Raw genomic sequence first — 20,364 nt, 5'->3', positions numbered from 1 at the left:
CGGCCACTGGGACCCGGTCACCAAGACCTGGACCAACTCCACCACCTATACCGGACCGCAGGGGCAAACCGGCAACGTGACCCGCTCCACCACTGTGGCGCCGTAACGAAAAGTTTTTGCCGGAAAGGACGCCGTGGCCTCGCCGTACCGGGCGGGGTTACGGCGTTTTTTTGTGGGATAGGTTTGCTTGTTGCGAAAACGGGTCATTAATTCCCAGGCGTGGCCGGGGGGTGTTTCCTCGTTACCCATTAGCGGGAACCCCCGTCTGGCGGCTCTTGCCGGGACCCCGAAGGGCGTTGCCGGGGACACGGTCGGGCGTCTCGGGAAAGGGTTGTCTTGGTGGTCCGTGGCGCGTTTGTGCTAATATACTATAATAATAGGAGGAATTTTGATGGCACGAGAATTGATGCAAAAGCTCCCGGCGTGCCGCGCCAGGCATGGCCGGACCCGAACCGGCGAGGCGGATTATGGGCGGGTGGGAAGGAAAGATCGATATTCACAAGGTGTTCGTCTTGCGGCCGACGCCGCCGCGGATTACCTGCGGCGTGGGCGCGCTTGCCGGCCTGGACGGCATTTTGGCCGACATGGCCCTCTCGGGCCGGGACAAAGTGCTCGTGGTCACTGACGCCACGGCCTACACGGCCAGCGGGGCCTGGGACACGGTCCTGCCCATGCTCGAGCGCCACGTGACGTTCGAACATTTCGACGGGGTGCGGCTCAACCCCACCTTCGCCAGTTGCGAGGCGGCGGCGCGCCGCGGCCGGGACATGCAGGCCAAGGCCGTGCTGGCCATCGGCGGCGGCAGCGTCATCGACACGGCCAAGGTCGTGGCCGTGCTCCTGCGCCATCCCATTCGCGGCGCGGCGGATTTTTGGGAAAAAGGCGTGCCGATCACCGCCGCCGCGCCCATTGTCGCGGTCAATACCGCCCACGGCGGCGGCTCGGAATGCACCGCCCTGGCCATGGCCCCCACCGACGGCGAGCACCGCCCGGCCCTGCGCTCGCCCCATCTCTATCCGGCCTACGCCATCGAGGACCCGGCGCTGACGATTTCGCTGCCGGCCCGGCATACCGTCTCGTCGACCATAGACTCCCTGACCCACGCCCTGGAGGCGGCCACGGCCGTCGGGGCCTCGCCCTACGCCGTGGCTTTGGCCCGGGAGGCGGTGCGCCTCATCGCCGCCTGCCTGCCGACGGCCATCGCCCAGCCCGGCAATCTGGCCGCCCGCTACTGGCTCATGTACGCCTCGGCCATCGCCGGCATGAGTTTCGACAGCGGCATGCCCCATCTGCCCCATACCCTGGAGCACGCCATGGCCGCGCTTTGCGCCGACATCCCCCACGGCGAGGGGATCGGCATGGTGCTGCCGGCCGTGCTGCGCAGCCTCTATCCCGCCGCGCCGGAAATCCTGGCCGACATCCTGTCCCCCATCGCCCCGGAACTGACCGGCGTGCCCGGCGAGGCCCGCCTGGCCGTGGACAGGCTCAAGGAATTTTTTACGGCCGTGGGCCAGCCCACGGGCATTGGAACCTGCTTCACCGGAGCCGACGTGCCGGCGCTTTCCCGGCTGGTGCTCAAATCGTCGCTGTCGCGAATGCTCTTGCCGTATTCCCCGATCCGGGTGGATGCGGATCTTGTGGCCCGGCTGTTTCACCAGGCGCTCGAATCCTAGCCGTCTCCCGCTGTCGCTCCGGTCGGTGGAGCCCTCGAAACGCCAGCTGGCGTTTCGAGGATGCGGCGCGTGGCCGTGCGGCTACCTGGGGATGTTGGCCAGGCCCACGCAGATGAAGGAATAAAACGAGAGGACGAGCATGGCCGCGGCCAAGGGCATGGTCACGGGCAGGGTGCGGTCGGCGGCCTTGGCGAAGCGGGCCAGCATCATGCCGGCCATGGCCCCGATGGGGAAGAGATAGCGCCCCTGGGCCTGGAAATCCGCGACCCACGAGTGCCAGGTGGACTGGAAGATGGTCAGGCCGGCGAAGACCAGAAAGGTCATCACCGCCGCGATGCCGCCCGGGCCGCCGTGCATGATGAGGGCCAGGGCCAGCGCCCCCATAAGCGCCCAGAGCAGATAGCCGATGTAGCGGTAGAAGATGAAGGGCGCGTAGATTTTCATGTAGTCGTACACGCCGAACGAGGTGCGAAAGGACCAGATGTGCCAGGTCCAGATGCTGAAAAGCTGGGGATAGGTCAGGCCCTGGTCGCGCATGCGCAGGCCCCAGAACTGGGTGCCGGCTTCCTGGGCCGAGGGCTTGTAGTCGTCCCGGGCGTATTTCTCGGCGTTTTGCGTGGGCAACTCGGGTCGCACCGTGCGGTTGACGTAGACGTTGTAGCCCCAGCGCGCCGCGAAAAGCGCCCCGGCCAAAAGGAACACCACGGCGGCGTTTTTGGCCGCGGCGCGAAAGTCGCCCACAGCCCGGCCGCACACGCCGAAATAGGCCAGCAGGAAGGCGGCGAAGACGTAATAGTTCTGCTTGGAGATGCACACCATGCCGAGCAGCGCCCCCAGCCATAAAAGCCGCCGGAAGTCGCGGTCGCGCGGGTCAAGCCGGAGGGGGGAGACCGGCGGGTCGAACCCGGCCGCGATGAAGACCATGCAGAACGTCAGGAAAAAAGGAAAGGCGTCACCATTGAAGTAGCTGAAAACATACCATATTTGTGGTGTTATGAAAAGCGGCACGAAGGCGATTTTGCGTTTGTCCGGCAGCCGCAAAAAGAGCGCCATGAGGATGGCGAACAGGAAGATGTTGAAAAAACGCAGCGCCAGATAGTCCTTGCCGACGAAGGGCAGGACGATCCGGGCGAATTTGCCGGCGAAAAAATACACCACGTCGAGCTGCTGGAGATAGGTGACGCCGTAGTTGCTGAAGGTGTGGGCCAGGCGCGGATCGTCCAGGGCCGGGAAATCCCAGTACTTGATGAAATAGCGCCCGGCGTTGACGTGGTCCAGCTCGTCGGGATGGACATTCAAGCGGCTCTGGAACGCCATGGAGCACATGCAGGCCAGGATGGCGGCGCATACCAGGGCGAAAAGGCCGTTTTTGAGAGCGGTTTTGGCCATGCTCAGGGCACGTTTTTATATACGGCGTCCAAAATAGCCCGCGCGCCCATGGCCAGGACGGAATCGGCCAGTTTCTTGCCCAGTTCCACCGCGTCGTCGCGTTTGCCTGTGGCCACGTCGCGGAAGGTGCGGCCGGTATCCGGGTCGGCCACCAGTCCGTCGATGGAAATCAGGTTGCCGTCGATGACGGCATGGGCGGCTATGGGCACCTGGCAGCCGCCTTCCAGGCGGCCCAGGAAGGCCCGTTCGGCGGCCACGGCGTCGCGGCTTTCCGGATGGTCGAAAAAGGCCAGCATGGCGGCGGTTTCCCGGTCGTCGAAGCGGTATTCGATGCCGAGCGCGCCCTGGGCCGCGGCGGGCAGAAAGCGCGGCGGGCACAGGCGCTCGGATTTGGGCGCGGAAAGTCCCAGCCGATTAAGCCCCGCCCGGGCCACCACGATGGCGTCGAACAGGCCGTCGGTGAGCTTGCCCACGCGCGTGTCCAGGTTGCCGCGCAGATCGACGATGGCGAGGTCCGGGCGCAGGGCGGTGAGCTGGGCCTTGCGGCGCAGGCTGCTGGTGCCGACCTTGGCCCCCTCGGGCAGGGCGTCGAGGCCGTCGTAGGCCACGGAGAGCAGCATGTCGCAGGGGTCCTCGCGCTTGGGCGTGATGCCGACCACGAGCCCCGCCGGCTGCTCGGCCGGCACGTCCTTCATGGAATGCACGGCCAGATCGGCCCGCCCGTCGAGGAGCGCCTCCTCGATCTCCTTCACGAAAAGTCCCTTGCCGCCCACCTTGGCCAAGGGCACGTCGAGAATCCTGTCCCCCTTGGTCTTGATGGGGAGCAGGTCCACGGCCAGGCCGGGATGGGCCTCCTTGAGCCTTGCCGCGACGTGGTTGGCCTGCCACAGGGCGAGCTTGCTGCCCCGTGTGGCGATGACGAGTTTATCGCGCATGCGCTGTCCGGACGCTTTGGAACGCGTCGGTTGAGACGGCTCCGGCGGACGATTCGCGTTCCGCCGGGGCCGGTCTGGTTGTCTGTTCGGAAATCGCCTCAGTGGCGTGGGCACAAGGGCATCAGTGGCAAGTGGCGCAGCTGCCGCCGGAGCAGCCGGCACAGCCGCCGCCCGAGGAGGACGTGGCCGTGCGCGCGCCGGTCTGGCCGGCGCCGGTGCGGGTGCGGCAGGAGGACATGAGTTTTTTGGTGTCGTTCGAGGCGCACTTCGGGCAGGGCGGACATTCGGTTGCCGAGCTGGAGACGATTTCCTCGAACTGGTTCCCGCACTTCTGGCAGGTGTATTCATAGATGGGCATACGCAAGACTCCTTCAACTGTGGGGCTGGTGGCGGCCGGGGGTTATCCCGCGTCGAGATAGGGGCCGAGTTCCACCACGGCCTCGAAAAGGTAATGGTCGGTCAACTTGCACAGCAGATGGCCGATGGCGATATGGACTTCCTGGATGAGCGCCGTGCGTTCGTGGGGCACGAGCAGGGCCAGGTCGCAAAGCGGCACGATGGCCCCGTTGCGGCCGGCGAGCCCCATGGTGACGCAGCCTTTTTCCCGGGCCGCCCGCAACGCCGCGAGCACGTCGGGGCTGTTGCCGGAGGTGGAGATGCCGACCACCACGTCGCCGGGCTGGGCCAGGGCCTGGACTTGTTTGGCGAAAACCAGGTCGAAGCCGTAATCGTTGCCTATAGCGGTAAGTATGGACGTATCGGTGGTCAAGGCCATGGCCGGCAGGGGCGGGCGCTCCAGCTCGAACCGGTTGACGAACTCGGCGGCCAGATGCTGGGCGTCGGCGGCCGAGCCGCCGTTGCCGCAAAAAAGAATTTTGCCGCCCTTGGCCAGGGCCACGGCCATGGTGCGGGCAGCCTTGTCGACAAGGGCCGCGTTTTCGGCAAAAAAACGCGCGCGCAGGGCGTTCGCTTCCTCGGTATAGGCGGCGATCAGCCGTAACGTTGTTTCCGACATGGCCTCCCCCATGTGCGCGACGTCGAAAAGCGCCGCGCCCGCCCCTTCTTAGCCAAAGGCCGGCTTTCTGACAACGTCGGGGTGAACGGCAAGGGCCGCTATGAAATCGGCGCGAAAAAGGCTAAGAGACCTTTCGCCGCAACGGCGGCCGACGCGGACCCCATGCAACCACCTTTACTTGGCCGAATATCGGATGAGCGCTGCGTAAGCCTCATCGGCATGGCCGGGGCGGGCAAAACCACCCTGGCGACGCTGCTTGCCCGGCATCTGGGCTGGGCCAGTCTCGACACCGACCGCCTCATCGAGGCCACCACCGGCGAACGTCTGGCCGATCTGCTCACGCGCCTGGGGCTTGCCGGCTTTTTGCGTCTGGAAGAGGATGTGGTGGCCGGGCTCGGCGTCAAGCGGTGCGTGGTGGCCACGGGCGGCTCCGTCGTGTACTGCCCCCGGGCCGTGGCCCGGCTGCGCGCCTGCGGGCCGGTGGTCTATCTTTCCATCGACCTGCCCACGTTTCTTGCCCGGGTGGGCGATCCCGGGGCGCGCGCCTTTGTCGTGCCGGAAGGGATGACCCTTGCCGACGTCTATGCCGAGCGCCAGCCGCTTTACGCGGCGGCGGCCGATGTGACCGTGACCAGCTGCGGCGTCACGCCCGAGGCGTGCGTCGAGGAAATACTCAAAGGAATCGCTTCGTGAGCCTATCGTTTCCCGCTTCCCGCAGGCGGACCGTTTTGGCCAAGTTGGCCACGCTGTATGCCGACATGGACGCGGCCTACACCGCCGCCGCCGCGGCCGCCGGGCTGTCCTGCGCCGGCTGCGCCGAGAACTGCTGCGTGAGTTTTTTTCAGCACCACACCCTCGTGGAGTGGCTGTACTTGCACAAGGGCCTCGACGCGTTGCCGGACGAGCGCCGGGAGCGCTATCTTGAGCGGGCCAGGGAATATGTGGCGGGTGTCCGGGAGGCGGTCGCCCGTGGCGAGACGCCGCGCATCATGTGCCCGCTCAACGACGAAGGGCTGTGCGGGGTCTACGACCACCGGCTCATGATCTGCCGGCTGCATGGCGTGCCAAATGTGCTCATCGGCGGCATGGGCGTGCGGGAGTTTCCGGGCTGCGGGCCGTGCCAACGGCTGGCCGAAGCCAACCCGAACATCAAGGCCATGGACCGCACGCCGCTTTTGCGCCGTCTGGCCGGGCTGGAGATGGAGCTTTGGGGCGGCAAGGCCGGCCGGCCGCCCAAGGTGGACATGACGCTGGCCGAGATGATGCTGCGACGCCCGGGGGAGTAACGGTTTACATCGGAAAGGAGGTATTATGACGTCTTCACGCCGCGCAACGGATGCGCCGCGCCTTTGGGCCGTGATGATTCTCGCCATGGCCGCGCTTGCCGGCTGCTCCAGCCTTTCCGTATCCCACCTCGAGTCGCGCCCGGTCGTCGCCACCGCGCCGACCGGCATCACCATGAAATTCTGGCGCTTTGAATTTACCGGCGCGCTCTCCGGCGACGCCTACGTCATCCACGGCCGGGCCACGCCCATAACCTCCAGCCTGCCGCCCTGGGTCGACCGGCTGGAAGAGCTGACGCTTACCGCCTATTTGCGCGACCCGGCCGGCAAGGTCCTGGCCAGCGCGGAAAAGACCTTCAAGGCCATGCCGCTTGGGCCGGACGCGGTCGTGCCCTTTTCCTTCACCCTGGCCCCGGCCGGGCAGGCCGCTGGCAATTACGGCATCTCCTTCGGCTACAAGGCCCTCTACGGATCGAGCTCCGCCCGCAACGCCCTGGGCGCGTCCGTGCCGCCGCCGGCCGGCAGCGTGTTCTTCGCCGGCGAAGGCGCGGTGCTCAAGGAGTAGGAGTAGGGGGAGGGAAGAGGGGAGAAGAGAATGCGAGAGGGGAAACCCTTTTGCACAGGGTTCTCCCCTCTCACGCTCTCCCCTTCCTAAACCTTTTATTGGTAGAACTGTGGAACAGGTAACAATCTGTCTCTATTGAAAGTCTTTGGGAAAGGGGTCTGGGGAAAACCCTTTCTACAGAAAGGGTTTTCCCCAGCTTCTTTTCCACTTCCCTTATTATGAAACGATTCCTTCGCATTGGCGGCATCGTGCTGCTTGTGGCTGTGCAGGTGCTGCTGGCGTGTTATATCGTCGACTTCGTGTTCCGTGATTATGAAAAGGAGCACGTCTACTCGTATGCTTCCAAGGATGCGCCTGAGTATTCATTGAAAAAGATGCTGCTCAACGACGTCCACGGGGTTGTCGCCAAGCGCAAGCCGGCCGGCGAGTACCGCATCCTGGTTTTCGGCGACTCCTACACCTACGCCGTGACCAAGCCGGAATACGGCTTTTGCGCGGTGCTGGAAAAAAAGCTCAACGCCATGGGCCTTGGCCGCACGTTTCGCGTGGTCAACCTCGGCTTCCCCTCCATCTCCTTTCCCGACTATCTGGAGCGCTTCGCCTTCTGGACCCAGGCCCTGGACTACGACGCGATCATTTTCAACGTCTATTTCGGCAACGACTTCAACGACGTGCGCAACACGCCCTATGATCCGGCCGCCTTTGCCGCGCGCCTGGCCGACGCCTGCCGCCACGGCATGGCCTACGGTCCCTACACCCTCGTGCCGCACCAGTATCCGTTCCGTTTCATGGACTTCGTCAAGGCCCAGGTGTTGTTCAAGCTGCAAAGCGACAAGGCCTTGCGGCGAATGCTCTTCCTGCCCGACCTCGATGCCCTGGGCGTGATGCCCGACAAGCAAGACCCGCGCTACAGTTCGCTTTTGCCGCTCACCCCGGACCAGATGGCCTCGGAGATGCGCTCCAGCATGAAGCCGTTTTATAAGGACACCATGTTCGCCTACAAAAACGACCTGCCCTGGTACGCGCTCTTTCTGGCCACGGCGGCCAAGGTGGCGGGCACAGGCAAGCCGGTCATGGTCATGCTGTCCCCGCCGGAATGCGCCGTGTCGCGCCCGGTCGGGGACAAGGCGGCCCGCGATCTGGGCGAGGACCCGGCCAAGGCGGATTTCGGCCTGCCCACCCGCATCACCCGCGAGCTGGCCAGGCGGGTCGGCCTGCCCCAGGACGACATCTACGACCTGACCCCTTGCCTGGCCGGCGACACGCCCGGGGGCAAGCGGACCTACACCGGCCGCGACACCCATTGGAGCCCGGAAGGCAACGCCTGGGTGGCCGAGCTTCTGGCCCGTCGCGTCGCTTCCCGCTGGTTCGGGCGCGAGACGGAGCCGGCCGCCTGTCCGCAAAAAACGTCGGCCTTCGAACCGATTCCGGCCGGCGAACTGCCGCCCACGGACAAAATCGAGGGGCTCGCCGCCTCCATCGTGGCCGGCTGCCCGCGCTGACCCGGGGACATCCGCCTTTCCCCGATCCTGGCCAAAGGCCGTATGACACCCGGGGATCGATGCGCGCGCGACGAAACCTACCAAATTGTCGCTGCTGATACGAAAACGTTGGGTAAACGTGTTCCCTGTGTCGGGTGACGACAGGGGAAATCGGCCCGATGCGGGCATTTCCGCAGAAACGCAAATTTTGGCACGGAGCTTGTAACAACCCGTGCGACCCCAGTTCCCAGGGAATCGGCCGGATGGGGCGTCCTCCTCCTGGCCGGCCGACATCCCGCTCCATTTTCTTAGGTTGGTTTTTGGGTTCCGCGTTCGGTGGCAAAAACGACGTTGCATGGTGCGGCGTCGTTTTTGTTTTTCTCTTGTATGGGTAGAAATTAAAAAGACACTGGTTTTTATAAAAAGGTGTCCGTTCGTTTTTGAAGTTGTGTTAATTCAGTGCGACAATTTTGTTTTTAGCGATTTTTACAATATTCGTGTTTATCTGTAGAGTATTGTTTTATAATTGCAGTATAATTCGAAACTGGTACGGCAAGTGCTTCATGTCGATCGCTTCTTGCAGGGGGGCGGTTTGCGGAAGGGGCGAAATTGCGCACGCTCCTTCCGGAACCGCCGGATGACAAAGACCTCAAGCCTCAAGGTACCGGAGGAACACTGCATGCGAAAGATCGCCATTTACGGCAAGGGCGGTATCGGCAAATCCACGACCACCCAGAACACCGTGGCCGGCTTGGCCGAGATGGGCAACCGGATCATGGTGGTGGGCTGCGACCCCAAGGCCGATTCCACCCGCTTGCTGCTCGGCGGCCTGCAACAAAAGACCGTCCTCGACACCCTGCGCGAGGAAGGCGAGGACGTCGATCTCGATGATATCCTGAAGGTCGGCTACAAGGACACCCGCTGTACCGAATCCGGCGGACCGGAACCGGGCGTCGGCTGCGCCGGCCGCGGCATCATCACTTCCATCAACCTCCTGGAACAGCTCGGCGCCTACCAGGCGGACAAGAAACTCGACTACGTGTTCTACGACGTCCTCGGCGACGTCGTGTGCGGCGGTTTCGCCATGCCCATCCGCGACGGCAAGGCCGAGGAAATCTATATCGTCTGCTCCGGCGAAATGATGGCCATGTACGCGGCCAACAACATCTGCAAGGGCATCGTGAAATACGCCGACGCCGGCACCGTGCGCCTGGGCGGGCTCATCTGCAACAGCCGCAAGGTCGACAACGAGCGCGAGATGATCGAGGAGCTGGCCGAGCGCCTCGGCACCCAGATGATCCACTTCATGCCCCGCGACAATCAAGTCCAGCGGGCCGAGATCCACCGCAAGACCGTCATCGATTATTCCCCCGAACACCAGCAGGCCGACGAGTATCGGGCCCTGGCCGAAAAAGTCCACAACAACGAGATGTTCGTTGTGCCCAAGCCCATGTCCATCAACGAGTTGGAGAAGCTGCTCATCGACTTCGGCATCGCCAACTGACTTCGCGACAGGCTCCAGTGTGTTTCGCGCCGGGGGGCGGACAGCCTCCCTCGCCCTCCGGCCGACTTTCCGCCAATCCGCCCCGCCTCTTTACGGAGCCGGTTCGATGGGGTAGCCCCAAAGGGCCGGAAGATAACACCCGTGCCCGGCCACATCCGCGCATTGTCGCCGATGGAGGCGCTTCCCCATGCTGCAACGCCTGCTCCTCTTGCTTGCCGCCGCCGCCATGATCTTCGTCGGAGCCTGGTGGCTCTACACCGGCGGGCGTGCCCCACAGCGCGCCGAGTCGCCGCAACCCGTGGCCGTGATCCCGGTCACGCCGCCGCTTCCCTCGCCGGTCCGGCCGGCCCCCGGTCCCGCGCCGGCCTGGATCGCCGCGCCCGGAGTGGTGGAACCCCGGTCCGGGGTGATCCGCCTGGGCTTCGCCACCGAAGGCGTCATCGGCTCGGTCGATGTGGAAGAAGGCGATACCGTGCAACAAGGGCAAATCCTGGCCCGCCTGGCCGGTCCCGAGTCCCAGGCCGGGATCGCGGCGGGCGGGCAGGCCCTGGCCGCAAGCGAGGCCCGTCTCGACGACCTGTCCCCATCCGCCGGCAAGAAAGAACGCCAGGATGCCAAAGACGCCGTCGACGCCGCCAGGGCCGCATTGGCCGCCGCCCAGGTGCGGGCCGAAAAGGCCATGTTGCGCTCCCCCCTCCACGGCATTGTGCTGCGCAAATTCCGCCGTCCCGGCGAAGTCGTCTCCCCCTCCCGCGACACCCCGGTCCTCACTGTGGGCGATACAAGCAAACTGCGCGTGCGCGCCGCCGTGCCCGAACGCGACATCGCCCGCCTCGCCGTGGGACAACACGCCGTCCTCATCCCCGAAGCCTTTGCCAAACATCGTTTCACCGGCATCGTCTCCCGTCTCGCCCCCGCCCTTCGCGGGCCGCGTGATTTTCGCGTTCTCGAAGTCGTCATCGACCTCGACGGCACGCCGCGACTCCCCGTCGGCTTGGCCGTGCAGGTCTATATCGTCGTGCGCCCCGGCGGAGAAAAGGAGCTGGAGCAGGGGATGCCGACAGGGGAGAGGGGGAAGCAGAAGCGGGGCTCCGCCCCTGGACCCCGCCGGGGGACTTGATGTCCCCCGGACCCCCTTTTACCGGGTTGGGTTGGTGGGGTGTGGGAGAGGTTGGTGGGGTGAGGGTTGTGATGTCTTTGGGTGATGGGACGCCGTATGTTTGTTGCCGCAATCGGCCCGGGACACGAGGGGCTTTCGCCCCTCGACGCCGGACGCGATTGCGGCAACAACCGCGCCAGCGGCGAAGCGCCGCATTTTAAGAAGAAGAGTTTTTTTGACTGTCGCCCCGTAGGGACGACCGGCGTGGTGGAGGCGGAATTTGTTCGGGACGAGCCTGCCGCGCAAGCGGCGGCATCGTCACGAACAAATCCCGCCTCCATCTTCTCCATGCTCCGCCTTCCCGCCAGCCAACCCGGCCTCCCGCCCAGCCAAAGCACACCAGACGGGGGGACCGGGGGCGCGCTCGCCCCCCGGCGGGGTCCGGGGCAGCGCCCCGGCTAGCCTTCGCCTTAACCCTGGCCCTAGCCTTCGCTGACGCCGGCGGCGGCGAAGGTGGCCATGTTGTTGTAGACGTTGGCGCTGGCGCGCATGAGGAAGATGGCCAGGGCCGCGCCGGTGCCTTCGCCGAGGCGCAGGCCGAGGTCAAGGAGCGGCTTGTGGTCCAGGGCGTTCATGATGGGGGCGTAGCCGGGCTCGGCCGAGGCGTGGCTGACGACGGCATAGTCGGCCACGTCGGGCGCGATGGCCCGGGCGGCGACGTAGGCGGCGGTGGAGATGAAGCCGTCCACGGCGATGGGGAGCTTGTTGGCGGCCGCGCCGAGGACGAGCCCGGCGAGGCAGGCGATTTCGAGGCCGCCGAGTGCCGCCAGGATGGCCACGGGGTCGCCGGAGTCGATGACCTTTTCGTGCAGTTCGAGGCCCTTGGCCACGATTTCGGCCTTGCGTCGCACGCCGGAGGCGTCGAGTCCGGTGCCGGGGCCGGTGATGGTTTCCGGGTCGAGGAACAGGTAGGCGCAGAAAAGCGCGGTGGACGGGGTGGTGTTGGCGATGCCCATATCGCCGGTGCCCAGGCATTTGACGCCTTCGGCGGCGGCCTGCGCGGCCAGGGATGCGCCGAGGAGCAGGGCCTTGGTGCAGGTGTCGACGCTCATGGCCGGGCCGACGGCCAGGTCCTCGGTGCCGGAGGCGACGCGGGAGCCGGCGAAGAGGGGATGTGGCGGGAACGGGTCGCCCAGGCATCCGGCGTCGACGACGCGGATGTCGATGCCGGCGGTATCGGCCAGGACGTTGATGCCCGCGCCGCCGGCCAGGAAGTTGGCCACCATCTGCCTGGTGACTTCCTGGGGAAACAGGCTCACGCCTTCGGCGGCCACGCCGTGGTCGCCGGCGCAGACGTAGATGCGGGCCGGGTCCATGGTCGGGGCTTTGCCGCCGGATATGGCGAAGAGGCGTTGGGCCAGTTCTTCCAGGCGACCGAGGCTGCCCCGGGGCTTGGTCAGGCTGTCGAGGTGGTTCTTGGCAACGGCGAAAAGGGCCGGGTCCACCGGCCGGATGGCGGCCAGGACCTCGGGGAGAGTCAGCGGCATGGAGGCTCCTTTCAGGGTTGATCGAACTGGGCGGCGAAGCGCGGCTGGCCCGTGGAATCAAGCACGGCCTGCCAGTACTCGGAGTTGATGTCGATGTGCTTTCGTTCACGGGTGACGAGCGACAGCGGGACGTGGACGTAGTGGTCGTTGACCGACCCGATCATGATGCCGGTCTTGCCGGCCATGCCGGCGTGGACGGCAAGGCGGCCGAGGAAGCCGCAATACACGGCGTCGGCGGTGTTGGCGGGCACGGCGCGCACGATGTAGCTCGGGTCGATGGACTTGAGCGTGATGGGGAGGCCTTGTTCCTTGAAATGGCGTTTGATTTCGCGGGCGAAAAGGCCGCAGAAATCGCCGAGCACCGGATTCCCCGAGGGGTCGAAGCGTCCGGTCGCGGGGATGAGGTGTTGTCCCGCGCCTTCGGCGGCGACGATGACGGCATGGCCGCGGGAGCGCAGGCGTTTTTCCAGCACCTCGAGCACGCCGCCCGGGCCGGTGAGGGAGAAGGGTTCTTCCGGCACGAGGACCATGTTGACGTGTTTGAGGCCCATGCTGGCCTCGGCGGCGATGAATCCCGACTGCCGGCCCATGAGCTTGACGAGCCCGATGCCGTAGGGCGCGCCGAGGGCCTCGACGTGGGCGCAGGCGATGGATTCGGTGGCCTGTTCGGCGGCGGTTAAAAAGCCGAAGGTGCGCGAGACGAAGTGGATGTCGTTGTCCACGGTCTTGGGGATGCACACGATGCCGATGGCGAGGTTTCGGGAAGCGATTTCGGTTTGTATGGCCTGGGCGGCGCGCATGGTGCCGACGCCGCCGATGAAAATGCAAAAGCCGATGCCGAGGCGTTCCATGGCGTCGACGATTTCGTCCACGGGCTGGGGGCCGCGCGAGGAGCCGAGCACCGTGCCGCCGAACTGGTGGATTTCGGCCACGTTTTCCGGCGAGAATTCCCGCACGTCGTGGCGGCAGGCCGGGATGAAGCCGCGCAGGCCGTAGCGGATGCCGAGGGTGGCGGCCGCGCCGTACTGGTGGTGGGCTTCCATGACGATGGAGCGGATGACGTCGTTGATGCCGGGGCAGATGCCGCCGCAGGTGACCACGGCGAGCTTGGTCTTATGGGGCGAGAAGAAGATTTTTTGTCGCGGCCCGGCTTCCTCGAAGAAGACGGGAACCTGGCTGTCGCAGGAGACCGAGGCCCGGGTGATGCCGACCAGCACGGCCGCGTCGTCGAGCACGAACGTGCCCACATGCTTGGGGCTGTCGCAGGCGGGGGCGCCGAGGGTTGTCACGGCGGTGTCCTCCGGGGTCAGCGACAGGTCGAGTATGGCATCCTTGTTGTTGCGCATGGTGGCTCCTTGCGGCATCACGGTTGCAAAACGCGGCCGCTTTTGGTGTTAGCCTTTTGAAACCGGGCCGGCAACCATGCGCCGGCATTCAAGGATCGTTGTGGGACGCACGTTCGTTTTTCTGCCGCCGCTGCGCGCCGTTTCGGGCGGGCTGGCGGTGCTGCTCGAGGTGGCCGGGGCGCTTGCGGCCTCGGGGCGCGAGGTCGGGCTGGTGTTGCGCGAGGCCGGGGCCACGCCGCTTACGCTGCCGGCCGGTATTCCGGCGGTATCCCTGACCGATGCCGGCATGGGGCCGGGGGACGTGTATCTCGTGCCCGAGGGCTGGCCCAACGCCCTGGCCCCGGGGCTTTCCGCCGGGGCGCGCTGCGTGGTGTATTGTCAGAACTGGGCGTATCTTTTCAACGGACTGCCCGAGGGGGTGGCCTGGGACAGGCTGCCGGTGTCGTTTCTGGCCGTGTCCGATCCGGTGGCGCGCTATATCGAGCGGGCCCTCGGCGTATTGCCGCCGGTCTTGCGCCCGGTCATCGACCCGGCCAGGTTTTATCCGCCCCGGGCCAAGCCCGCGCCCGCGCCGGTGCGGGTGGGGTACATGCCGCGCAAAAACAAGGGGCTCGCCGCTATGATCCGGCGGATGGTCGAAGCGCGCGCGCCGCGTGCCGGCATGCCCCTCGAATTCGTGCCCATAGACGGGCTGCCGCCGGACGGCGTGGCCGAGGCGTTGCGCTCCTGCCATGTTTTTCTGGCCACCGGGTTTCCCGAGGGCTGCCCCTTGCCGCCGCTCGAGGCCATGGCCTGCGGCTGCGTCGTGGCCGGGTTCGCCGGGTTCGGCGGGTTCGACTACATGCGCCAGGCCGGCGAAAGCGGCTACGTGCCGAGCGTGCCGCTTCGCGACGTTCCCTGGGGCGGGAACGGATTTTACGCGGCGGACAATGACGTTTTCGGGGCGACGGCGTGTCTGGAGGCGGCCTGCCGGCTGTGGGGCGAGGGCGGCGGGAAGCTGGCGACGGTGCTGGAGAATGGAAGAATGACGGTGGCGGCGTATGGGGAGTCGGCGCGGCGGGAGGCGCTTTTGAGGATAGGGGAGGGCCTTGGCGCGGCTACAAAAAATTCTTGTACTCCGCCTTGAAAAATTCTCCCAATCTCCGGGCCATGGCTCCGCTGACCGGCCGCCGCCCGGTCTCCAGATCGCTGACCACCGAACGGGTGACCTCGATGCCCCGGGCCAGCGCTGCCTGGGTCAGCCCCTCGCGCAGGCGGTAGGCCCGGACCGCCGCTCCCGGCGTCCAGGAGCCGAAGACCTCATCCGGGGAATACAGGGTGTCATCGTCCAAATCCTCGTCAGCGACCGGAGCCGTTTCGGACGCCTCCGGCAACAGCGCCACAATGGCCCGAAGCGCCGCGCCAACCCGCTCGGCCTGGGATTCGGGCACGCGAAGCGAAAATTCAACAAAGCCGTCCGTAGTCCGCGCCTTCATGCGTTCCGACATAGGTCACCTCCACCTCCTGTGCTTCGCCGGCTTCCTTCCACACCGCCACATATGTCGGCCGTCCGCGCCGGATATGGCAGTGGTGGCATCCCGGTCGCCCCGTGATCTTGCCGTAATGCGGCCAACCCTGTCGCACGGGGCCGGATGTCTCGATTTCATGGACAAGTTGGCGTGCGATGGCCCGCACCGGCTCGGGCAGCCGTCGTATCTGTTTGGCCACGCGGCCGGAGATGCCAACCGTCCATGACATGACACAAAATGTACGCACTTATTGCGTCATGTCAACCGGACAGGCAGGGCCGTTCAATGTTATCGCTTTAATCTTTTTCGACTCCGGTCTAATATGCTGCGACCGGCCGCGTCTGGCGGCCCGTCGGCCCGCCTTTTAATCCGCCAGATACGGCCTCCACTCGTACGCAGGAGGTCTTACCAGTGCCCGCTTTCGCCAAACGCATGTCCCAGGTGCGTCGTTCGTTTATCCGGGAAATCCTCAAGGTCACCGCCGATCCGTCCATCATCTCCTTTGCCGGCGGACTCCCGAAGCCCGACCTTTTCCCCATCGGCCCCATGGCCGACGCCGCCGCCCGCGTATTGGCCGAGAACGGTCCCGCCGCCCTGCAATACTCCGTCACCGAAGGCGAGCCGGAACTGCGGGAATGGATCGCCGCCCGCTACAAGGCCCGCAAGAATATGGATATCGATCCGGCGAATATCCTCGTCACCAGCGGCTCCCAGCAAAGCCTGGACCTCATCGGCAAGGTCTTTCTCGATCCGGGCGATTTGCTCGCCGTGGAGCTTCCCGGCTACATCGGGGCCATACAGGCCTTTTCGCTGTTCGAGCCGGAGTTCGCCGGCGTGCCGCTGACGCCCCAGGGCCCGGACATCGACCGGTTGACGGAACTGCTGCTTACCCGGAAAGCCAAGATGTTCTACGCCGTGCCCAATTTCCAGAACCCCTCGGGCATGACCTACAGCCTGGCGGCCCGGCGGGCCGTGGCCGAGACGCTGCGCGTTTCCGACACGGTGTTCGTGGAGGACGATCCCTACGGCGAGTTGCGTTTCGCCGGCGAACCCATGCCCCCGGTGAGCTCGTTTTTACCCGGTGGGGACGGCTTCATGCTCGGCACCTTCTCCAAGATCGTCGCGCCGGGGCTGCGCCTGGGCTGGGTGGCGGCCACGCCGGAAGCCATGCCCAAGCTCGTCACCGCCAAGCAGGCTTCCGATCTGCACAGTTCCACCTTCGTGCAGCGGGTGCTCGTGCGCTACCTGATCGACAACGACCTCGACGCCCATATCGCCACGATCAAGTCCGTCTACGGCGCGCAGCGAAACCTCATGCTCGAGCGCATCAAAGCGGAATTCCCCGAGGGCGTCACCTGCACCGAGCCCGAGGGCGGCATGTTCCTCTGGGTAACCCTGCCCGAGGGCTGCTCGGCCTTCGACCTGTTCGACCTGTGCATCAAGGAGAAGGTGGCTTTCGTGCCGGGCGGGCCGTTTTTCGTCGACGGCGGGGGGGCGCGGGCCATGCGGCTCAACTTCTCCAACGCCGACCCGGACCGCATCGTGGAGGGCATCGCCCGCATGGGGCGCGGCATAAAGGCGCTTCTGGCCAAGACCAGCTGCGCCGCCGTCGCGTAGGGAAAGCGCAGCCATGCCCGCCAGCCGCCTTCCGGGCGACACCATCGCCGCCGTCGCCACCCCGCCCGGACGCGGCGGGGTCGGCATCGTGCGCCTAAGCGGCCCGCTGGCCAAGGCCGTCGCGACGAAGCTCTTCACCTCGGCCCGGCCGGATTTCGCGGGGCTTAGGCCCTACCGGCTGCACCACGGAACCGTGCGCGACGCTTCGGGCCGGGTGCTCGACGAGGTCATGGCGGCGTTTATGCCCGGTCCCGGGAGCTACACCGGCGAGGACACGGCGGAAATCTTCTGCCATGGCGCGCCGGTGGTGCTCGCCGCCGTCCTGGCCGCCGCCTGCGCGGCCGGGGCGCGGCCGGCCGGGCCCGGGGAATTCACCAAGCGGGCCTATCTCAACGGCCGGCTCGACCTGTCCCAGGCCGAGGCCGTGGCCGAACTCATCGCCGCCCGTGGCGCGGTGGACGCGTCCCTTGCTCTGACCCGTCTTTCCGGGGGCATGGGCGAGGCCGCCCGGGAGCTCGGCCGGGCGCTTGGCGAACTGCGGGCCGGGGTCTGCCTGGCCGTCGATTTTCCCGACGAGGAAGTGGAGTGCCAGCCCAAGGAGGCCTTTGCCGACGGGGTTGCCGCCGTCATGGACCGCATCGACGCGCTGCTTGCCGCCGGACGCCGGGCCAGGCCCTTTCGCGAAGGGGCGGTCGTGGCCCTTTTCGGCAAGGTCAACGCCGGCAAGTCCAGCCTCTTCAACGCCTTTCTGGGCACGGACCGGGCGCTTGTGGCCGACCAGCCCGGCACGACCCGGGATTATCTGGAAGAGGGGCTCGACCTGGACGGGGTGCCCGTGCGCCTGACGGATACGGCCGGGCTGCGCGAGACGCCGGACGCCGTGGAGGCGGCCGGCAAGAAGCGCGGCCGGGACGTGGCCGGCCGCGCTGACCTGGGGCTGTATGTCGTGGACGGCGCGGCCCCGTACGCCCCGGACCCCGAGGCCGAAGCGCTGCTGGAGGAACTTGGTCCCAGGCGCGTGCTGGTCGTGGTCAACAAGGCCGACCTGCCGGCGGCCGAGCCGGGCGCGGCCAAGAAGCTCAAGGCAAGGGGCCTGGAGACGGTGGCCGTCTCGGCGCGCACGGGTTTCGGCCTGACCGGGCTTTTAACCGCCATGCGCGAACGGCTGACCGCGACCGACGGCCCGCCCGAGCCGGCCGCGACGGCCCCGAATGCGCGCGAGGCGGCGAGCCTCGAAGCGGCCCGGCTGGAGCTGGCGGGGCTTGTGGCCGATATCCGGGCCGGCGTGCCTTACGATCTGTTGGGGGCGCGGCTCGAAACCGCCGCGGCGCTTGTTGCGGACATCACCGGCGAGACCACGCCCGATGATGTCCTCAATGCCGTCTTCTCGAAGTTCTGCATCGGCAAGTAGGGAACCCTACCGATCCAGCTTGTCGCGGATTTCCTTGGCCTCGGCCAGATCCGGGTCCTGGTCCAGGGCGCGGCAGGCGTAGTCGTAGGCGTCGTCCTTGCGGTTCCACTTGAGGTAGAACTTGGCGATGTTGAGAAAGGTCTTGGGATGGCCGCCGAAACTTCTGACCGCCCCCAGGTAGAGCTCCTCGGCCTTCTTGAATTCGCCCATCGAATCCCAGGCGTCGATGCCGAGCCGCCAGGCCTGCTGGTCATTGGGAAAGCGCTCGATGGCCAGGGAAAACATCTCCGCCGCTTCGGTCAAAAGCCCGGCTTCGAGAAACAGCGCGCCCACGTCGCGGATGACGCCTTCTTCCGCGCCGAACGTTTCCGCCACCCGCCGCAGATAGACCTTGCCCTTGGGAAAGCTCTGTTGGGCCAGATGCTCACGGCCCAGGCGCAGCCATTCTTCCTTTTGCTGGCCGCGCCGCTTGGCCGAATGCTCCTGGTCGCGCCGCTCGGCTTCCTCCATCTTGAGGCGCAGCGCGGTCAGCCTTTTCACCAGGATGATTTCGTCCCCGGGCTTGTAGCGCAGAAAGGGGGTGGTGGTGATGCCGATGCCGCTCAGAAACGAGACCACCCGGGGATGGCGGCTGAAATCGTCGCACATTTCCGCGAAAAGCAGGTCCACCTCGGAGCGGGCGAGGCCAAGGGCCGTGCGGGAGATTTTGAGCCCCAGGGCGTCGTTGGCCGCGTCGATGCAGCGATACAGATCGTCGCGCCGCAGATAGCCCCGGGCGCGGCTGATGTTTTCGCGAATGGCGCGCGCGTCCGCCTCCATGCGCTGGCGATCGACCTTGCGATGCATCATGTAGCCTCCTTGGCCGAATCCGGGCCTCAAGGAGGCCGGCGTGCTACAATCCCGCCAACGTCCTCAGGCTCGCTTCGTGCTCGCGGACCCAGGCCAGCAGGTCGCGCAGGATGGTTGCCGCGTCCCGTTTCGGCTTCCAGCCGAAATCGGCCGTCACACGCCTGTTGTCGCCGATGTAGATGGCCAGATCGGCCGGGCGGTTGACGGGATCGTTGCGGATGGCGATGGCGTTGCCCGTCAGTTCCTCGCAAAGGCGCGTGGTTTCCAGGAGCGACAGACTGGAAAACGTCCCGCCGCCGACGTTGTACACCTTCCCCTTGGCCTTCTCAAGGTCGCCAAGCTGTATGTCGAGCAGGTCAAAGAGGTCGTCGACGTGCAGCAGGTCGCGCACCTGTTTGCCCAGTCCGCCAAAGCCGATGTAGGACAGGCCGCGCTTGAAGTAGTGCGCCTGCACCCACAGGGAAAAGACGCCCTGGTCCACCTTGCCGAACTGCCAGGGGCCGGCGATCACGCCGCAGCGGTTGATTACCGCCCGCACGCCGTACATGGCCTCGTATTCGCGCAACACGAATTCCGAGCACAGCTTGGTGGCGCCGTACATCGACTTGGGACCGTTGAGGTCGAAATCGACGTCGAGGCCCTCGGAGGACCAGCCGCGCGGCCCGTCGGCGCAGTCCCAGACAAACCGCGACTCCTCTTCACGCACCGGGATGGCGTTGATCGGATCGTAGGGATAGACGCGGCTGGTGGAAAGAAACACCACATCGGCCGCGTTCTTGCGCGCCACCTCCAGGCAGTTGATCGTGCCCGTCAGGTTGGTGTTGATGAGATACTTGGGCGAGCCGCCGAAACCGGCCAGCACCGAAGGCTCGGCCGAACACTCGAGCAGCACGTCGATCTTGTCCGTAAACTCCATGTCCTCGGGATTGCGGATGTCGCCGTGCACGAACCGGATGCCCTCGGCCGCCAGACGCGGCACGTTGAACTCCGAGCCCCGACGCTTCAAATTGTCCAGCACGATGACCGTAAGCTCCGGATAGCGGCGCTTGAAGGCCACAGCCAAATTGCTGCCGACAAACCCGGCCCCGCCGGTGACAAGCATCGTCTGGTACTTGGACATGGACATGGAATGGAGACTCCTT

At 66.0% G+C, this 20,364-nt stretch carries 20 protein-coding genes; 10 read left to right on the top strand and 10 right to left on the bottom strand.

Translation table 11 applies throughout. The annotated features are described in order from the left end of the window. Positions 1 to 467 precede the first annotated feature (467 nt). Positions 468 to 1,673 carry an iron-containing alcohol dehydrogenase gene (locus tag DESFRDRAFT_RS11630; RefSeq protein WP_005994108.1) on the top strand — a complete coding sequence of 402 codons (1,206 nt, stop codon included), beginning with the start codon at positions 468 to 470 and terminating at the stop codon, positions 1,671 to 1,673. An 81-nt stretch (positions 1,674 to 1,754) separates the two neighbouring features. Here DESFRDRAFT_RS11630 and DESFRDRAFT_RS11625 read toward each other — a convergent pair whose 3' ends face one another. The 4 genes from DESFRDRAFT_RS11625 to DESFRDRAFT_RS11610 form a co-directional block, all read right to left on the bottom strand. Beyond that, positions 1,755 to 3,062: a hypothetical protein gene (locus DESFRDRAFT_RS11625; RefSeq protein ID WP_005994107.1), complete on the bottom strand. Its 1,308-nt coding sequence runs from the start codon at positions 3,060 to 3,062 to the stop codon at positions 1,755 to 1,757. Positions 3,063 to 3,064: 2 nt separating this feature from the next. Next, positions 3,065 to 3,997 (bottom strand): hydroxymethylbilane synthase, encoded by a 933-nt coding sequence (gene hemC, locus DESFRDRAFT_RS11620; protein WP_005994105.1) that lies wholly within the window; start codon positions 3,995 to 3,997, stop codon positions 3,065 to 3,067. A 121-nt stretch (positions 3,998 to 4,118) separates the two neighbouring features. Then, the gene (locus DESFRDRAFT_RS11615) at positions 4,119 to 4,355 is read right to left on the bottom strand and encodes an FmdB family zinc ribbon protein (protein ID WP_005994103.1); all 237 of its coding nucleotides are present in this window, start codon (positions 4,353 to 4,355) and stop codon (positions 4,119 to 4,121) included. Between the two features lie 42 nt (positions 4,356 to 4,397). Continuing rightward, complete coding sequence (locus DESFRDRAFT_RS11610; protein ID WP_005994102.1) at positions 4,398 to 5,012, bottom strand: D-sedoheptulose 7-phosphate isomerase; 615 nt, start codon at positions 5,010 to 5,012, stop codon at positions 4,398 to 4,400. Between the two features lie 162 nt (positions 5,013 to 5,174). Between DESFRDRAFT_RS11610 and thrB the strand changes: the two genes are divergently transcribed. From thrB to DESFRDRAFT_RS11580, 6 genes are all read left to right on the top strand, one after another. Then, the gene (thrB, locus tag DESFRDRAFT_RS11605; RefSeq protein WP_043794660.1) at positions 5,175 to 5,705 is read left to right on the top strand and encodes a homoserine kinase; all 531 of its coding nucleotides are present in this window, start codon (positions 5,175 to 5,177) and stop codon (positions 5,703 to 5,705) included. Continuing rightward, a complete protein-coding gene (locus DESFRDRAFT_RS11600) occupies positions 5,702 to 6,298 on the top strand; it encodes a hypothetical protein (RefSeq protein WP_005994100.1) in 597 nt (198 codons plus the stop codon). Before thrB ends, DESFRDRAFT_RS11600 begins: the two co-directional genes overlap by 4 nt. 25 nt (positions 6,299 to 6,323) lie before the next feature. Then, complete coding sequence (locus DESFRDRAFT_RS11595) at positions 6,324 to 6,860, top strand: hypothetical protein (RefSeq protein WP_005994099.1); 537 nt, start codon at positions 6,324 to 6,326, stop codon at positions 6,858 to 6,860. A 218-nt stretch (positions 6,861 to 7,078) separates the two neighbouring features. Then, entirely contained in the window at positions 7,079 to 8,362 is a 1,284-nt protein-coding gene (locus tag DESFRDRAFT_RS11590; RefSeq protein WP_005994098.1) for an SGNH/GDSL hydrolase family protein, read from the top strand. A gap of 658 nt (positions 8,363 to 9,020) precedes the next feature. After that, on the top strand, positions 9,021 to 9,845 hold the full coding sequence (gene nifH / locus DESFRDRAFT_RS11585) for a nitrogenase iron protein (protein WP_005994097.1): 825 nt from the start codon (positions 9,021 to 9,023) through the stop codon (positions 9,843 to 9,845). A 187-nt stretch (positions 9,846 to 10,032) separates the two neighbouring features. Next, the gene (locus DESFRDRAFT_RS11580; protein ID WP_005994096.1) at positions 10,033 to 10,965 is read left to right on the top strand and encodes an efflux RND transporter periplasmic adaptor subunit; all 933 of its coding nucleotides are present in this window, start codon (positions 10,033 to 10,035) and stop codon (positions 10,963 to 10,965) included. Between the two features lie 461 nt (positions 10,966 to 11,426). On the opposite strand, the gene cobT is transcribed toward DESFRDRAFT_RS11580, so the two are convergent. Together cobT and DESFRDRAFT_RS11570 are read right to left on the bottom strand one after the other, a co-directional pair. Further along, a complete protein-coding gene (gene cobT, locus DESFRDRAFT_RS11575; protein WP_005994095.1) occupies positions 11,427 to 12,491 on the bottom strand; it encodes a nicotinate-nucleotide--dimethylbenzimidazole phosphoribosyltransferase in 1,065 nt (354 codons plus the stop codon). Between the two features lie 11 nt (positions 12,492 to 12,502). Further along, positions 12,503 to 13,837: an ATP-dependent 6-phosphofructokinase gene (locus DESFRDRAFT_RS11570; RefSeq protein WP_005994094.1), complete on the bottom strand. Its 1,335-nt coding sequence runs from the start codon at positions 13,835 to 13,837 to the stop codon at positions 12,503 to 12,505. Between the two features lie 100 nt (positions 13,838 to 13,937). On the opposite strand from DESFRDRAFT_RS11570, the gene DESFRDRAFT_RS11565 reads away from it, so the two are divergent. Further along, positions 13,938 to 14,963, top strand: coding sequence for a glycosyltransferase (locus tag DESFRDRAFT_RS11565; RefSeq protein ID WP_005994093.1), 1,026 nt, complete (start codon positions 13,938 to 13,940; stop codon positions 14,961 to 14,963). On the opposite strand, the gene DESFRDRAFT_RS20785 is transcribed toward DESFRDRAFT_RS11565, so the two are convergent. Both DESFRDRAFT_RS20785 and DESFRDRAFT_RS21325 read right to left on the bottom strand, forming a co-directional pair. After that, complete coding sequence (locus DESFRDRAFT_RS20785) at positions 14,935 to 15,324, bottom strand: helix-turn-helix domain-containing protein (protein WP_005994091.1); 390 nt, start codon at positions 15,322 to 15,324, stop codon at positions 14,935 to 14,937. The two genes, DESFRDRAFT_RS11565 and DESFRDRAFT_RS20785, sit on opposite strands and share 29 nt — an antisense overlap. Then, positions 15,281 to 15,574 (bottom strand): type II toxin-antitoxin system RelE family toxin, encoded by a 294-nt coding sequence (locus DESFRDRAFT_RS21325; RefSeq protein ID WP_005994089.1) that lies wholly within the window; start codon positions 15,572 to 15,574, stop codon positions 15,281 to 15,283. Before DESFRDRAFT_RS21325 ends, DESFRDRAFT_RS20785 begins: the two co-directional genes overlap by 44 nt. A 182-nt stretch (positions 15,575 to 15,756) precedes the next feature. On the opposite strand from DESFRDRAFT_RS21325, the gene DESFRDRAFT_RS11555 reads away from it, so the two are divergent. Together DESFRDRAFT_RS11555 and mnmE are read left to right on the top strand one after the other, a co-directional pair. Further along, on the top strand, positions 15,757 to 16,962 hold the full coding sequence (locus DESFRDRAFT_RS11555) for an aminotransferase-like domain-containing protein (RefSeq protein ID WP_005994087.1): 1,206 nt from the start codon (positions 15,757 to 15,759) through the stop codon (positions 16,960 to 16,962). A gap of 13 nt (positions 16,963 to 16,975) precedes the next feature. Continuing rightward, positions 16,976 to 18,373, top strand: a complete 1,398-nt coding sequence (mnmE, locus tag DESFRDRAFT_RS11550; protein WP_005994085.1) for a tRNA uridine-5-carboxymethylaminomethyl(34) synthesis GTPase MnmE — start codon at positions 16,976 to 16,978, stop codon at positions 18,371 to 18,373. Between the two features lie 6 nt (positions 18,374 to 18,379). On the opposite strand, the gene DESFRDRAFT_RS11545 is transcribed toward mnmE, so the two are convergent. Beyond that, complete coding sequence (locus DESFRDRAFT_RS11545; protein WP_005994083.1) at positions 18,380 to 19,222, bottom strand: tetratricopeptide repeat protein; 843 nt, start codon at positions 19,220 to 19,222, stop codon at positions 18,380 to 18,382. Between the two features lie 43 nt (positions 19,223 to 19,265). After that, a complete protein-coding gene (locus tag DESFRDRAFT_RS11540) occupies positions 19,266 to 20,348 on the bottom strand; it encodes an NAD-dependent epimerase/dehydratase family protein (protein WP_005994081.1) in 1,083 nt (360 codons plus the stop codon). Positions 20,349 to 20,364: the final 16 nt, after the last annotated feature.

The organism is Solidesulfovibrio fructosivorans JJ], assembly GCF_000179555.1.
Lineage (GTDB): Bacteria > Desulfobacterota > Desulfovibrionia > Desulfovibrionales > Desulfovibrionaceae > Solidesulfovibrio > Solidesulfovibrio fructosivorans.
Note: the sequence above shows the minus strand (reverse complement) of the source record. Positions and strands in the feature narration are given on the sequence as shown.